This is a genomic window from Pandoraea sp. (assembly GCF_004297875.1).
GTDB lineage: Bacteria > Pseudomonadota > Gammaproteobacteria > Burkholderiales > Burkholderiaceae > Pandoraea.
Genome location: NZ_SCSK01000021.1, coordinates 1 through 14,269, shown reverse-complemented (window position 1 = coordinate 14,269; position 14,269 = coordinate 1). Strand labels below are relative to the sequence as shown.

Below are 14,269 nucleotides of genomic sequence, written 5' to 3'. Positions count from 1 at the left end.
GCCATGGTGGTGGGTTCCAGTTGTGGGTTGCCTTCGACAAGCAATATTCTCCATCAACTGCCACCGCCTTCTCTGCCCTCCGCCGACCTCCCTCCGTACACCAGATTCGACGATAACTCAAGACGTTGGCGGGGTGCCGGGATATGCTCACTTCCTCGAAGCGATAGGCGACCCGACGCATGAGGACCATGACCACTTCCTCGAGTGGTGCGGTGGCAGCTTCGATCCAGCCACCTTCGATCTCGTGGTTGCGAATCAGCGACTCTCAGAGATCAAGTGCTGATAGTCAAGACGGCCTCGGTTTGACGCTTACGCTCGTGGGGTTCTATCTGCCTTTCCGGCAGTTGTTTTGTGAAATATGCCCGAGCGCGAATTCATCACTCGCCGATCGGGACGGCCGCAAACGAGCGGGAGCGTGCTGAGCACCCGCCCGCGGATTGATGTCGGCCTGTGTCGGGGGCTCGCAGCGTCACTTGGGTAGCGTGACGCTACGCACTACAATGGGCCATGATTAAATCTTTCCTCTGTTGATTTTCGCTGCACCCCAGATGCGTTTGGTGAGTCAGGTTTCGGTGCATGCAAATCAACCGGAACAAATTAAAAACTCGCGAAAACTCGAGGCGGCGCGCTAGCGTCGACGTAATAGATATTCAGCGGGCCGGACTTGGTGCCTGGCATCCCTGGCACGCCAAGCGGCATACCAGGCAAAGCGATACCTTTGACCAGCGGATGTTCTTTTAGCAGACGTTTGATATACCTCACCGGCACGAGCCCTTCGACCACGTAGCCGTCGACGAGCGCCGTGTGACAACCCTCAAGATTTTCCGGTACTCCGTACTTCCGGCTGATCGATGCCAAATCTGTCGTATTGACGATTTGCACCTTGAAGCCATTTGCTTCGAGATGCTTTGCCCAGGCATTGCAGCAGGTGCAATTCGGGTTCTTGAACAACGTCACGGGGATGCCTGCGGCCAAGGCAGGTAGCTGCAGACCGAAAGTCAGCGCCATTAGCAGAATTTTCAGGTAACGCATCGGTAAACTCCTTCTTCATTCGCAAAAGGGAAAGCGGCGCATTGGCTAGTCGCGTCGGACAAACCGCGCGCCATCTTTTTCTTGTATAAGCATGACGCGAGAGAGCGCGTCATTTTTCTTCCTTGATCTTGTTGGCATACTTGGCGGCGATTTCACCCATTTTCTGCAGCATCTCCGCGCGCATCCGGAATTCGAGTTTTGCGTTTCCCGGCGGCAATCGCGGCATCGTGATGCTGTCCGTGCTGGCGCTATTCATCATGCCGTGGCAGGCATCCATCATGCCCATCATGCGGCCTGGGTCACCCATGCTGTGATGCATCGGCGCCTCGTCCATATTCTGCGTTTGCGTGGCCGAGGCCTGCGTCTGGTCGGCCAGTTCGGCGGCCGCCGCCAGACCGGCCGCGCTTGAGCACGTTACTGCGACGAACAGCGCCGTGATGAGTCGTTTGATTTTCATATGGATCTCCTGGATGACGTTCAAGTGGGCGGTGTGGGCCACGCTGAGGGAAAAATTTTCATGGATATCCACCGGTGGTGGCGACGACGTTCGCGGGCGGCAAGCACACACCTTTCGTACTGCATGCTTGAGCGTGTACCACGATATGCACGCCCGCCAAGCTCGCCAGGCCGCTTAGCGGAATGACGGTGTCGTCGTCATAGACCTGAATGTTTTTGCCGTCGATGATGAGCCCGCTGTTTTTGCCCGGCGGATAACTCGCCCGCGCTGCATATGATGACTCGCCACGCTCGATTGATACCGTCGTGGGGATCAGATATTTGAGCGAAGCGGGATTGGCATTGACGTGCCAACCCGGGCGAATGTGCAGGGTGACATCGACGCTTGGGCCGCGCATGATCACGGACGCGCTTACCTGTTGCGATGAGTCGCCGATACCGCTGTCCAGTGACTGGGCCGATGCCAGCGTGGGGGACAATAGGCCAAACCTGTGCCATGCGAAGAGCGCGACGCCAGCCATGAGCGCCACGATGCCTAGCGTGACGAGGCGATGGTTGATGCGGTTTTTCATTGGTAGAACTCCTGTCATTGCAACTTGTTGAGTGCGCTCACGAGGCTGGCGCCGGGGAACAAGCCAGAGAAGTGACGGATTTCTCGACCATCCCGATCGAACACTGCGATAAACGGCAAGCCCGCTCCGCCGTAGGAAACAAGCAGGCGCTCGAGTGCCGGGTCGGGGCGCGTCAGATCGGCCTGAAACGGCACGACGCCTCGGTTGCGAATGGCCTGAACGATCGCGCTGTCCCGGTAGACGGTTTTTTCGAGCACCTTGCAGTTGATACACCACTGCGCGGTGAATTCCACGATGGCCGGCCGTCCAAGCTTCGGCAGCGTCACTACGTCACCGGCGTGCAAGCGTTGCCAGGCAATGGCTTGCGGCGATCCGATACCTGTGCCAACATACACCGAGACCGCAGTGATGATGCCGAGGAACGTCACCGCGCGGCGTGCCGCTGGCTCCTGGCTGCGCACGAACGTCACCGCCAACCATGTCAGAAGACCGGCGCAGAACAGGCTCCAAAGCGGTGTCCCCCACGCGCTGGGAGCAAGACTTAGCGCGAAGAAAATGGCGGCGCCGAGCAGTATCCAGCCAAAGCTTTTGCGTATCACGTCAGACCATGCGCCGGCGCGCGGCAATTTCTCGAGCAAGGCAGGCCGCAGAATCAGCACGGCATAGGGTACCGCCAGCCCCAAGCCGATCGAGATAAAGATCGCGACGATATTGATTGTTGGTTGCGACAAGGCAAACATCAGTACGCCGCCCAGGAGCGGGCCGGTGCATGGTGTGGAAAGCAACCCGCCTATCAGGCCCGAAATGAATGGTTCAAAAAACCGTGCGCCGCGTATGGATGCGACGGAGGCCGGAATGGGCAGTCCGCGCCCTCGAAAATTCGCCACCGCCAGCACGAACAGCAGGGCACTGAGCAAGATCAAGAGAAGTCGCGATTGAAACAAGATCCCCCACTGCAAGTGCAGCAGCGCCGTGGCCACGCCCAGCGCGGCGAAAAATAACACCGATCCCAAGGTAAACAATGCTGCCGATGCAATGCGTGCGCTTAGCCGTTCTCCCGTCGCGCTCAGAATGGTGCGAACCTTGATGGGAACGGCCGGTAACACGCAAGGGGTGAGATTGAGCAGAACCCCGGCGCCCACGGCCAGTGGAATTTGGATAAGCAGTGCGGGAAGCATGTCGGTCGACCAGCTATCCGGCTTGTGCAAGCGTGTGGGCGATGAAACCATCAAGCGCGGCAAAATCCGGCTCACCAAGGAATTGCTTCAAGATTCTTCCTTTCTTGTCGACCAAAAATGTTGTAGGCGTCATTTGCACGTTGTAAAACTGCTTCGCCAGTCGGCCATCGTCGTCTATCACGACCTTGAACGGCAGATGGTGCGTTTGGGTGTAGTTGATCACGTACGTGGGCGGGTCGTATTTCATGGCGACGGCGATAAAGTCGAAGTTCTTGCCTTTGAATTTGTCATAAGTGGCAATCATTTGGGGCATTTCCTTGATGCACGTCGCGCAGCTTGTTGCCCAAAAGTCGACCAAATACACTTTGCCGCGCAGGTCGGCCGTCGTCATCTTTTTTCCAGATAACAGCGTGTACGCGACGTTGGGCACGGTTTTCGTCCAGCCGAATGTTAAATAGGCCAAAGCACCGAGCACGACAAGCGCCAGCGCCACCAAAAGTTTGCCAATCGACAACCGACGTTTATTGACGCTCAACATGAAGATACCCTCTGCAAACGGCATGTCGATCGGCCCCTTGGTATGTTTGAACAATGTATTTCCGATTCAGTCATATTCTTCGTCCGTCACGTCAGCAATGTCGGGCTCATCGGGCGGCAAAAACCGCCCAAGCCTCTTACTTAGGTTGCGACACGACGCGTAGGTAGGGTTTGAGCGTTTTGAAGCCCTGCGGATACTTCCTTCTGGCGTCCTCGTCGGAAATGGAGGTCGGGATGATGACGTCATCGCCCGGCTTCCAGTTCACCGGCGTGGCAATCGCATGCTTGGCATTCAATTGAAGGGCATCGAGCAAACGCATGACTTCATCGAAATTGCGGCCGGCACTCATCGGATAAACCAGCATGGCCTTGACTTTTTTGTCGGGGCCGACGATGAATACCGAGCGCACGGTGGCGTTGTCCACTGCGGAACGCTGCCCGCCGCTCGCGTTGGGGTGGATCATGTCATAGAGTTTGGCGACCGTAAGATCGGCGTCGCCGATCATTGGGTAGTTGACCGCATGCCCTTGCGTCTCTTCGATGTCCTTGACCCAGGCGTTATGGTCGCTGACCGGGTCGACGCTGAGCCCAATGATCTTGGTGTGGCGCTTATCGAACTCCGGCTTCAAGCGGGCCATGTAACCCAGCTCGGTGGTGCAAACCGGGGTGAAATCTTTCGGATGAGAGAACAGGATAGCCCAGTTGTCTCCAATCCATTCGTGAAAACGGATCTTGCCTTCGGTGGTATCGGCGGTAAAGTCGGGCGCTTCGTCGCCTATGCGGATCGACATGTCTAATCCCCTTGAGAAATAGGTCAGTGGAAAGTCATCAATACAAAATTTCTTGTGAAGGAACCCACAAGAGCGCAACGCGAGTGCAAGTCGATCTCAACGGCCGGGTAATCCGCCGCCCCTTAGATAGCAGCCGCCAAAGCCCTGCATCATGCCGACATGCATGAGCCACATGCCGGCAACGCTGAGAATAGCGATCAGGCCTATCACGGCGAGCGCGATCAGCAAAATATCGAATGCGGAAAATTTATTAAACGACATATTCACTCCTCGAAATATTTGACGAATTGGCAGTCTGCTAAGCCTCGCTTCACTGTTGAGAAGCGTTCATTCCTGCGACGTCTGCGACGGTGATTTGGTGACCTGCTCGACGTCAGACGCTTCGCCACGCGTGGCACCATGCGAACTCATGCCGCGCATCATGAATAGCATCGAAAGCGGACACAGCAACCCAAGCAAAATAGGTGCCGCCCCGATAATAAAAGCGTGGAATTGGGGAAGCGCGAAATAGACGACAGCCAACCCCGCGGCCATAAGTAGAATCAAATTAATCAGTGTTTTACGATTGCAGTTCATAACCTTTCTCCCAAAGCTCGATAATCACGTTACGCTCGGCATGTGCACCGGCCTGGCGGAGCGCGATGTCAGCGAACAAAAACTCTTTCATTTTTGGTCCACGCCCCGATAGGGACGTTATGATCCAACCGGTCCGGTTAATTGCGGCTTTTTCGATCGGCGAACTCACGCCGATCATCGCTTTGAATTCCCGAAAGCGCGGCGCGGACTTTCGCGAGACGCTGGGAAGCATTCGGCTAGATCAAATTTGAAACCGGCAAAAACGAACGGCAAGCGGTGGAGATGTGGCGCGCAGCAGTCCCGGCGCGTTCGGTGAGGTGGATGTGACTTGAAAAGCTGCGGGCTGGACGGGCACGACAAACGCGGGGCCCGGCCCAGCGAGGTAACCCAACGCTTTCTTGACGGCAACGGCGGCTTGTTTGCCGAGGTTGATTCGAGCCCGGCATGCACTTGGGTGCAGCCCATTCATGCGGACGCAGTTCATCTGGGCCGAACCGACGCTAGCCACGGCAACTTGAGATGATGAGGAAAACATCGCGGGGCAAGCAAATGCAGCCACTGCGAGCTGTGAATACAGCACGCTGAGCAGGGCCACGAGCGTGGCAAGCAAGCGCTTTACACTGTCTGCTTTCATTGCATGTCGCTTAGCTTGAGTCACTTCTTCTTTAGACGCAAAGCAACCACGATGCGTCCTGAATTGATTATAGCGACAAACAGATTCATCTGACGGGCTCGAATCGTAACCGTGACCGACGCCTTTGCCGATTAGCAGCCAACGATCAATGTCCGCGCCCGATTTATGTCGACGGAAACGAGGATACATCACGTTTCTCCCAGTAGTAGACCAATGTCTGCAGCAAGCGTGCGGGCATCCACGCCCGTCTGCTCAAGCACGCGGATATGCCCGTGCCGGTCGAACAGGAAGACGTTGCCGTTATGCATGATTTCATCGCTACTGGGTTGTTGGGCGGGCCCGTAGAACACTTTTAATTGACTGGCAAGGATATGCAGCTCGTCCGGCGTGCCGCGCAGCCCGAGAAAACGCGGGTCGAAGCCCGTCACCCAGCGTGCCAATACCTGCGGCGTGTCACGTTTTGGATCCACCGATACGAACAAGACTTGCACTTGATCGGCGGCTCGGCCGAGCTGTTGCATGGCCAACTTGAGCTCGCCCATGGTCGCTGGGCATACATCCGGGCAGTGTGTATAACCAAGAAACACCGCCACCACCTTACCTCCAAAGTCCGCTAGGGTGCGGCGCCGACCATTTTGGTCGGTGAGTGTCACGCTCATGGTCAATGGCGAACTGCTGATATTCGTTCCCTTGAACGCGACCGACCGGCTGCAAGCGGCCAGCAATCCAACTGCGAACGGGACGGTCAAGTAGCGCAGCGCAACGCGCCGTTGCGCGCCACGCTGGGTTGGAATTTTTCTGGAAAGCGTCATGGATCTTCCTTGTGAGGGGCGATTCGCGTCTACTTGATCTGACCGAGGACGCGCCCGGTTCGGGTGATCGACGAAACACCCCCCGTGTCTATGGTCAATGGGTGGCCGGTCGTGGATATCGGTGGTGTGTCAACGGCGGCAAGACGCAGCGAAGTTCTTGTGTGCCGTGTCAACCACACCGCCATCACAATCACACCCGTGAAGACCATCAGAGGAACGCACGCCAGCCCTAACCCGAAACGGCGCCGTGTCACGCTGGTGGCGACCTCGCCGGCGAGGTTCGCTAGTGTGGCATTACCCGGAGATATCGTGAATCCGCGCCGACGCCGCTCGTCCAGCTTGGTTTCCGATTGATGCCATCGGCCCATCAGCAGCAAAACGGCAAGCAGGCCCATCATGCTGGCAAGCACCCAGATGATCAAGCCGCCCACCTGTTCATCGCTGAGCGGGACAATACCCCACCAGCGGCCGCGTTGATCGTAGGCCGTGTATAAGACCGTTGCCTTGAGCGTAATGATTGCGCCCAACGGAATGTTGGCAAAGATGGCTGCCCCGAGCATCACCAATCTTTTGTTGAACGACACTCCCCACGGAGCTGGTCGGGGGTCGAAGACGGGCGAAAAAAACAGCAAGCCTGATAACAGCATCGTCACGTGCATCAGGTAATGTAGCGATTCGTCGAACAACGCCCGATTCTGATAGACGGGCATTTGCCAGACATACAATGTGCCGATATAAATCAGCGTGGCGACGAGAGGGCGGGTCAAGAAGCCAAAGACCGCGCGCACGGTCTTGTCCGTGAGCAGAGGCGCGAGCAACATCCGGCGCAGCGCCTGTGGCACGCCGGCGATGAACGGTCCAGCGGGCGCGGCGAGCATCAGCAGCATCGGCGCAATTCCGCGCAGCAGCAAATGCTGCAATTGGTGAACCGCGAAGACGTGCTCGGAGATCACGTCGAGCGGTGTCTGCAAGGCAAGGAAGATTGCTACGAGTCCGCCATGGAATGTCCAGTAACGGACGTGCTGGCTTCCGGTGCTCTTGGCGCGCATTTGCATGACACCGCGCCCGAAGCACATGGCCGCAATGAGCAGCGGCACCATCACGCTGGCCGACAGCGGCCAGGTGGCAAATGGTGCAAGCGCTGATATTCCAGGTGTTCCCGTTGTTCCATGCGACATAGTATTCTCCCTGGTGGTGCCGTGGGCGCCATGGACGGTCTTCGGCACGGCCGTTGACGAGCTCAGCGCGCTTGCGAAGGAAAGGGCGCATGCCTGCTTTCGCGCTGCTGGAAGCGGCGCTGCGCTGGTGTCCACATTGTCTTGATATAGTTGATTACGCTGCGAATCTCGATTGGCGTCAGCGTTTGTCCAAAAGCGGGCATGGTCAAGCGGCTGGTTTTATTGAACGGATCGCGCCAGCCATCGCGTACAAGCTGGTACAGCATGCCGTCGGCGTGCTTCCATGTATGGCCCGTCGAGTTGTGAGGAGGCGCAGGCATTTCGCCCAGCGTATCCGGGTGTTGCCAGTGCGGCGCGCCTTCGCCACGTGCGCCGTGACAGGCCGCGCAATACTGTTGGTAAATCGCGCGCCCGATGCGTATCTGGTCGGTCGCCGGCTGCTGCGTTGACGTGCTGCCGGCTCGCGCAAGCGACACCACACAAACCAAGCTGGCGGCAAGACCACGAGACATGCTAGCCATCGATCCGCTCCCATGTTTTGGCTTGGTCGGTGCTGCGGAAAAACGTGCCCTTGCCAGCCGCATACAACACCCCGTCGGGCGTGACCAACAGCGCTGTGACAATCGGGGCAGGTGACATCACCTGCATCCATTGCTGCCCCCCATTTTTGCTTAGCAGCAAATTTTCTCCGACGGCCGCGTAGATCTGCCGCGGCTGTCGGGGATCATAGGCGATCGCGCTTACCTTGCCCTTCAGGTTGCCTGCGTTTTGCCAGCCGCAGAAGCAATCCATCGAGCGCGCGACTCCTTTTGTCGTCGCGGCGAACAGCCAGCCAGTTTGCATGCTGCCTGGCATATTCGAATGGATGAAATGGAGAATTGGCGCCTTCGGTCCATGATCCATCAACAACCAGTCGTGCCCGTCGTGACGGCTGCGGAAAATGCCATGCCCCGCGACATAAACGTAAACTGTGCCAGGCTGGTCGGCATGCGCGGCCAAAGCTTCCACTGCCAGGCTGGGCAAGCCCTTGTTGAGGGACTCCCAATGCCGCCCGTCATCCGTGCTGCGAAAAATCCCCAGCCCCGGGCCGCCGATATACAGTAGCCCTGGTTGTTGTGATGATGTTCCGATTGCCGCGATGTGCGCACCCGGGTGCGGCAGCGTGATCTGCTGCCATTGCCGGCCACCGCTGGCGCTCCGATAAAGTGCCTTGGCAGTCGCTTTTAGCAGCAAACGATGCGGCGCATCGGTCGCCAGCGCGATGATCGGACTGCGCGAGACTGCGGTTGGTGGGAGTGCGTCGGCGCTTGCATCGTGTAGACCAAGCAAACTCGCGCTGACCACAACGGTGCTCAGCCAGACGCTCAATGTGCGGCGTGAATGGAGGAAGCGATTCATCGTCATGCGGTAAATCATGGCTCGATATCCTTTTTGGATAAATGACTTGATGGTGCCGTGAGCATGCGCGGTCAAAACCGGTAAGGGATCGGCGGCCACGCACCAAGTCTGAGTATCTATAGCGAGACGCTTTTGCAATAAGACATTTGGTGCGTTGAAGGCCGCGCCGCTACGGGAGCGGGCGATACCCCACGGCCGAATGAGATGAACCTCATTCGGCGAACCGATACGATGAAGCAGGGAGAGTTAGCCGAGGCTAGGCGGGCGCAGCAATGCCCGGGGAAAACTTTGCAAGATGAAATGAACCGCCACTTGCGGATAACGCACCTGTTGATAGGGAATGCTGGGGATACCAGCCAGATGCAACGACGGCAACGTGGGGCTACATGCCGACCCAACCCGGCACAGCGTGCCCGTCGGCCGCATATGGGTAGCGTGGGATGAACTGCAAGCGGTGGTGACCTGCATGGTTCCCTTCACCGACATATGTGCGCCAGAGCACGCCCCACCTGCCAATAACGCAGCATTCGCCCGCACCGGTAGGGCCAGGCAAATCAACAGCGATAGTAGAAGACGGATTGCAACCTTCATGGCGCGGGGGGGGGGGATTGCGGTTTGCTCGGAAAAGCTTACTATTCACAATAGTACTCGAAATCATCGAACATTCACAATATGCCGGACGAGGAGCGCGATCATGCAGCGTCGTTCATTCATGGCTGTCGCGACAAGTATTGTTGGGACGGTACTCGACGTCTTGTTCGGCCGAGGCTCTCGCCGCGCGCACGCTCAGGATCATGAAATGATGGGTCAAGGCATGGGTGCGATGATGTCGCCGGGCAATATGAGCGGACCTATGCGAACAGGGATGGCGCTCTTCGAGCGCCACAAACTCATTCAGCGTGAGGTCACCGATTTACCCAATGGGGTGCGCGATGTGACGACTTCGGACGACCCGACTACGGCCGCACTGATCAAAGAACATGTCGTGGAAATGTACCGGCGGTTGGACGAGAACCGACCCTTCCCCTATCCGATGAGCAACAGCGTGCCGCGGATGTTCGCTCATCCGACCCGATATCGGCGCCAACTCACGCTCTTGCCCAATGGCGTGGCAGTGATCGAAACCGCTTCAGACCCCGAGATGGTGGCCGTGATCAAGGCTCATGCGCGGGAACTTAACCGCTTCGCCAAGGAAGGCATGCCGGCCATGATGCGCAACATGATGTGATCCGCAGTGTGGCGCTGATCGTCTCCCTTTCATGAGATTATCTCGCAGTCACATATGCTCTGGTGCAAACAATATTTGCCCGGTTTTTAAGTCGATGTGCCCATCCGCCAATTAATCAGCCTCCCGGACAGGCCAGTGAACTTGTCTTGAAGTACGGCACAGGCAGCACAGTGAAGATATAGCGAGGCAGGAAGGTGCCGAGCGCAGCGACACAAGCCCCGGCAAATCCCGCGACCAGGTAGCCGATGATCCAACCGTGATCACGACCGGCCCCGGCGTGATCATCGCTAAGAACTTATCCGTAAATTATGTTGACCTTGAGCGGCACCTTCCGGAACGCGATGATCGCGGCGGCGAAATGGTTGAGCGTGACGAAACTGCGCTCAAGCTTCTCGTAGCGCACCAGCAGTTTGCGGAACCGGTTGAACCAACTATGGCAGACCTCGACCACCCAACGCCGCGCCTTCTTATTCGGGTCGCGCCGCTTGATGTCCGCCTCTTTGCGGCGACTGACGACGTGGGCAATGTAGTCATGTTTTTCGATGGTGCGTGCGTTGTCGGCACTGCGGTAGCCGGCATCGGCGCACAGGTGCTTGTGGCGCCCCGCGTCGGCGGGCTCTCGCGCTTGACCATGACGGCGCTCAGAACCTCATCCAGGTGCTTGCAATCATTGACGTTCGCCCCGCTCACGATGAGCGAGAACGGGACGCCACGTCCGTCCACCAACAGGTGGCGCTTGCTCCCATTTTTTCCCCCGATCCGTCGGGTTCGGCCCGACGGATTCCTGTGCCAGTGGCGCCTTCATCATCGCGCCATCCACGCTCTGCCACCGCCACGCGATGCCTTGCATGTCGTCGTACTCGGCCAAGCCGGCCTTCCATAGCGCCTCGAAGAGCCCGCCTTCTCCCACTCCAGGAATCGCTTGTGCACGGCGCTGGCGCTGCCGAATCGCTCCTTGGGCAGTGCCTTCCACTGACACCCCGTGCGCAGCACGTACACGATGGCCTCGAACACCTGCCGCGCCGGCTTCGGTGGTCGGCCCGCGCCAGGCCTGCGCTGATAGACCTTGTCCGTTGACGCGACACGCTGCGGAACCAGCGCCTCCGTACGCTCCCAGAACGCATCCGTTACCACCCACGACTCAACTCGCTTAGCCAACGCATCACTCCGACGCCGCACATGCCGCGGCTCAAAGCGCTATTCTACTATTTGCGGATAAGTTCTAAGGCCACCGCGTCCACGAACTGCTTGTCGTTGAGCCAGTGGCGTTGGGTTACGGCGCAGCCATAAAGAAAAGGCACGATCGCGAGTCCGGAGCCAAACATGAAGGCTTCAGCCTTTACAAGGAAGAGGCCGATCTGGCCAAGCAACGAAAAATCGACGCCGCTCAAGATACCGATCGCCGCGGGCAAGTGTGCGATGGCGAGCGCATTGAGTCCTCCTCTGTGAAGCCATTTCGGCGGCGCCCGCCAAGCCCGCATACGTGCGGTGGCGTTCTCGGGGGGAAATGTCAGACTGAATACAGTCCACGGAATTATATTTTTTTGTAGACTAAATTACATAAATGTAGAAAATATTGCAAATTATTTTCGGCTTGCAGTGATGCACGATCAGAATACGCGCCTTAACCTGCGCTCACGTCAGGTTCTGCGACGCGATGTCAGTATCGGGGTATTTGCCTCAGGTAAACATGCTTCGCGAGCAGTGGAGCAGGCTCGACGACCTGTATGGACAGATTGCCGAGATTGAGCCAGGCATGCGCGAATGGAGGGGGGAAGACTTTGTGATAAAGGTGATTAGCGTGATGCCGGGCGTTGGCTTGCTGATAGCAACGGCGGCAGTGGCAATGACCGGTGATGCGAAGGCGTTTGGATTAGGGGCAGCTAAAGTTTAGATCGCTCTCACTACCTGAAATGCCGAAGAAACGTTCGGGCTGAAACGAAGGTGTGCCTGTGATGTGAGCATTTTGCCTCTGAGCGACAACCTCCTGTGTGTGCGGATCGACGCAAATCCGGGACGGTAGCTTGGGGGAAGCGCCAATCCGAAATCACCGCCATTTTCCGCGCGGAAGCCCTTGAATTTCGACGAAAGGCTCCTATTTTAAATACGTCGTTTTGGCAGTCGCATTAGCGCACTGCGTGTTTCGATTTGTTTGTCAGCGGCTTGACAGGCGAACTGGGGCGCGTAGGTCCGTTTGCCTCCTGGCCGCATCGTTGATTGATGTAAGGAGGATACGACCATGAATGACTTTTATTTCGGAACCGACCTCTTGAGTGAGTTTGACCGCCTGCAACAGCAGATGGCGAGCTTGTTCGGGGGCTTCCCGTCCAGCATCCGTGCCACCCGCTTCGGCGCATTTCCGCAGATCAATATCGGGACGACCGACGATTCAATAGAAATCATTGCTTTTGCGCCCGGCATCGACCCCGCATCCCTCGACGTGTCGATTGACAAAGGCTCGCTGAGTATCAGCGGTGAGCGCAAGGCGTCGACGCCGGAACGCGACGATATTCGCATCTACGCGCAAGAACGCTTTTCTGGAGCCTTCCGACGCGTGATCGAGTTGCCGCAGAACGCCGATCCGGACCGTGTGCAGGCGCGCTATGTCAACGGCTGCTTGTCAATAAGCGTAGGCAAGCATGAATCGTCCAAGCCTCGGGCTATCACTATTCAGTAAGCCAAGGAGAAAGCCATGAGCGAAATAACTCAAGTTACCGAGCGTAACCAAACCGCAGTGACACCCGGGCAGGGCGAGCGTGCGGCGCGCCGCACGGCGCTTGCCCCGACGGTCGACGTTTTCGAGGATGACCAAGGCATCGTGCTGTGGGCTGATCTACCCGGCGTGCCCAAGGACAAGCTCGACGTGAAGGTTCACGACGGCAACCTGTATATCGAAGCTGAGGCGGTGGTGCCGACGCCCGCCAATTTACGGTTGCAGCACGCCGAAATTCGTGAACCGCGCTTCGCTCGCTCGTTCGCGTTGAGTGCCGATTTCGATACGTCGAAAATTGTCGCGAATTTGGATGATGGCGTGTTGAAGCTGTCGATTCCACGTCGTGACGAGGCGCGGCCGCGGCGCATCGAAGTCAAAGTGGGTTAAACCGCGCCAAGCAAGACACTGGGATAAATGACAAAGCTGACCGATAGCGGCGTGCTGGGGGAGCCGGCCGCCGCTGCGGCATGAAGCCCGCAACAAGCCCGCTCCCGCCGGCGATCACGCCCTGGGCGGGATTGATGAGCCTCATCGGGAGAATACGATGATGATCGGCTACATGCGAGTATCGAAGGCGGATGGGTCCCAGGCGACCGACTTGCAGCGCGACGCGCTGGTAGCTGCCGGCGTCGATCCAGCGCATTTCTACGAAGACCATGCGTCCGGCAAGCGCGAGGATCGCCCAGGCCTGGCGAGTTGCCTGAAGGCGTTACGGCCCGGCGACACGTTGGTCGTTTGGAAACTCGACCGCCTCGGGCGTGATTTGCGCCATCTGATCAACACGGTGCACGACCTCACCGCGCGCGGCATCGGACTGAAGGTGTTGACCGGCCACGGCGCGGCCATCGTCACCACGACCGCCGCCGGCAAGCTGGTCTTTGGCATCTTTGCTGCGCTGGCCGAGTTCGAGCGCGAGCCGATCGCCGAGCGCACCGTGGCGGGTCTGGCTTCGGCACGGGCGCGTGGGCGAAAAGGCGGCCGGCCGTTCAAGATGACGGCCGCCAAGCTGCAGCTAGCGATGGCCGCGGTGGGGCGTAAGCACATGGCAATCCCATCTGGTGTGCTGCTCGAACCCGTAAGAGCATACGTGTCCACGATAAGGAAGCGGACACGTGAACACTATCTCGCAGGATTCCCTGCGCGGCCGAACCCGGCGCACTTATA

19 protein-coding genes and 4 pseudogenes are annotated in these 14,269 nt (G+C 58.0%); 6 read left to right on the top strand and 17 right to left on the bottom strand.

The features are described from left to right. Positions 1 to 22 precede the first annotated feature (22 nt). On the top strand, positions 23 to 283 hold the full coding sequence (locus tag EPN80_RS06470; RefSeq protein WP_293024953.1) for a hypothetical protein: 261 nt from the start codon (positions 23 to 25) through the stop codon (positions 281 to 283). A gap of 314 nt (positions 284 to 597) precedes the next feature. Here EPN80_RS06470 and EPN80_RS06465 read toward each other — a convergent pair whose 3' ends face one another. The 14 genes from EPN80_RS06465 to EPN80_RS06400 form a co-directional block, all read right to left on the bottom strand. Continuing rightward, positions 598 to 1,032, bottom strand: a complete 435-nt coding sequence (locus EPN80_RS06465) for a DUF411 domain-containing protein (RefSeq protein WP_293024949.1) — start codon at positions 1,030 to 1,032, stop codon at positions 598 to 600. A 109-nt stretch (positions 1,033 to 1,141) separates the two neighbouring features. Continuing rightward, positions 1,142 to 1,489 carry a hypothetical protein gene (locus EPN80_RS06460; protein ID WP_293024947.1) on the bottom strand — a complete coding sequence of 116 codons (348 nt, stop codon included), beginning with the start codon at positions 1,487 to 1,489 and terminating at the stop codon, positions 1,142 to 1,144. Positions 1,490 to 1,547: 58 nt separating this feature from the next. Continuing rightward, positions 1,548 to 2,060, bottom strand: a complete 513-nt coding sequence (locus EPN80_RS06455; protein WP_293024945.1) for a protein-disulfide reductase DsbD domain-containing protein — start codon at positions 2,058 to 2,060, stop codon at positions 1,548 to 1,550. A 14-nt stretch (positions 2,061 to 2,074) separates the two neighbouring features. Continuing rightward, entirely contained in the window at positions 2,075 to 3,238 is a 1,164-nt protein-coding gene (locus tag EPN80_RS06450) for a cytochrome c biogenesis protein CcdA (protein ID WP_293024943.1), read from the bottom strand. Between the two features lie 13 nt (positions 3,239 to 3,251). Beyond that, positions 3,252 to 3,776, bottom strand: a complete 525-nt coding sequence (locus tag EPN80_RS06445; protein ID WP_293024951.1) for a TlpA disulfide reductase family protein — start codon at positions 3,774 to 3,776, stop codon at positions 3,252 to 3,254. Between the two features lie 136 nt (positions 3,777 to 3,912). After that, positions 3,913 to 4,566, bottom strand: a complete 654-nt coding sequence (locus EPN80_RS06440; protein ID WP_293024941.1) for a peroxiredoxin — start codon at positions 4,564 to 4,566, stop codon at positions 3,913 to 3,915. A gap of 96 nt (positions 4,567 to 4,662) precedes the next feature. Next, complete coding sequence (locus EPN80_RS06435) at positions 4,663 to 4,833, bottom strand: hypothetical protein (RefSeq protein WP_293024939.1); 171 nt, start codon at positions 4,831 to 4,833, stop codon at positions 4,663 to 4,665. 60 nt (positions 4,834 to 4,893) lie between these two features. Continuing rightward, positions 4,894 to 5,142 carry a DUF2933 domain-containing protein gene (locus EPN80_RS06430; RefSeq protein WP_293024937.1) on the bottom strand — a complete coding sequence of 83 codons (249 nt, stop codon included), beginning with the start codon at positions 5,140 to 5,142 and terminating at the stop codon, positions 4,894 to 4,896. Then, a complete protein-coding gene (locus EPN80_RS06425) occupies positions 5,126 to 5,374 on the bottom strand; it encodes a hypothetical protein (RefSeq protein WP_293024935.1) in 249 nt (82 codons plus the stop codon). Before EPN80_RS06425 ends, EPN80_RS06430 begins: the two co-directional genes overlap by 17 nt. A gap of 9 nt (positions 5,375 to 5,383) precedes the next feature. Beyond that, positions 5,384 to 5,965: a hypothetical protein gene (locus EPN80_RS06420; RefSeq protein WP_293024933.1), complete on the bottom strand. Its 582-nt coding sequence runs from the start codon at positions 5,963 to 5,965 to the stop codon at positions 5,384 to 5,386. After that, positions 5,965 to 6,588 carry an SCO family protein gene (locus EPN80_RS06415; protein ID WP_293024931.1) on the bottom strand — a complete coding sequence of 208 codons (624 nt, stop codon included), beginning with the start codon at positions 6,586 to 6,588 and terminating at the stop codon, positions 5,965 to 5,967. Before EPN80_RS06415 ends, EPN80_RS06420 begins: the two co-directional genes overlap by 1 nt. 29 nt (positions 6,589 to 6,617) lie before the next feature. Then, positions 6,618 to 7,766, bottom strand: coding sequence for a cytochrome c oxidase assembly protein (locus EPN80_RS06410; protein WP_293024929.1), 1,149 nt, complete (start codon positions 7,764 to 7,766; stop codon positions 6,618 to 6,620). A gap of 62 nt (positions 7,767 to 7,828) precedes the next feature. Continuing rightward, a complete protein-coding gene (locus EPN80_RS06405) occupies positions 7,829 to 8,287 on the bottom strand; it encodes a c-type cytochrome (RefSeq protein ID WP_293024927.1) in 459 nt (152 codons plus the stop codon). Further along, complete coding sequence (locus tag EPN80_RS06400; protein ID WP_293024925.1) at positions 8,280 to 9,263, bottom strand: hypothetical protein; 984 nt, start codon at positions 9,261 to 9,263, stop codon at positions 8,280 to 8,282. The genes EPN80_RS06405 and EPN80_RS06400 overlap by 8 nt, the downstream gene beginning before the upstream one ends. 595 nt (positions 9,264 to 9,858) lie before the next feature. Between EPN80_RS06400 and EPN80_RS06395 the strand changes: the two genes are divergently transcribed. Continuing rightward, positions 9,859 to 10,392, top strand: coding sequence for a hypothetical protein (locus tag EPN80_RS06395; RefSeq protein WP_293024923.1), 534 nt, complete (start codon positions 9,859 to 9,861; stop codon positions 10,390 to 10,392). Between the two features lie 145 nt (positions 10,393 to 10,537). On the opposite strand, the pseudogene EPN80_RS06390 reads toward EPN80_RS06395, so the two are convergent. The 3 pseudogenes from EPN80_RS06390 to EPN80_RS06380 all read right to left on the bottom strand — a co-directional run. Then, positions 10,538 to 10,683 (bottom strand): annotated as a pseudogene (locus EPN80_RS06390) (chromate transporter); the annotation flags it as partial. A 4-nt stretch (positions 10,684 to 10,687) separates the two neighbouring features. Then, positions 10,688 to 11,550: pseudogene (locus EPN80_RS06385) on the bottom strand (IS5 family transposase). 56 nt (positions 11,551 to 11,606) lie between these two features. Then, a pseudogene (locus tag EPN80_RS06380) lies at positions 11,607 to 11,864 on the bottom strand (chromate transporter); the annotation flags it as partial. A 212-nt stretch (positions 11,865 to 12,076) separates the two neighbouring features. On the opposite strand from EPN80_RS06380, the pseudogene EPN80_RS06375 reads away from it, so the two are divergent. The 4 genes and pseudogenes from EPN80_RS06375 to EPN80_RS06360 form a co-directional block, all read left to right on the top strand. Further along, a pseudogene (locus EPN80_RS06375) lies at positions 12,077 to 12,262 on the top strand (IS110 family transposase); the annotation flags it as partial. A 369-nt stretch (positions 12,263 to 12,631) separates the two neighbouring features. Continuing rightward, positions 12,632 to 13,069: an Hsp20/alpha crystallin family protein gene (locus tag EPN80_RS06370; protein ID WP_293024921.1), complete on the top strand. Its 438-nt coding sequence runs from the start codon at positions 12,632 to 12,634 to the stop codon at positions 13,067 to 13,069. 15 nt (positions 13,070 to 13,084) lie between these two features. Continuing rightward, positions 13,085 to 13,492, top strand: coding sequence for an Hsp20/alpha crystallin family protein (locus EPN80_RS06365; RefSeq protein WP_293024919.1), 408 nt, complete (start codon positions 13,085 to 13,087; stop codon positions 13,490 to 13,492). Between the two features lie 157 nt (positions 13,493 to 13,649). Then, a partial coding sequence (locus tag EPN80_RS06360; protein WP_293024916.1) for a recombinase family protein occupies positions 13,650 to 14,269 on the top strand: 620 nt, incomplete at its 3' end.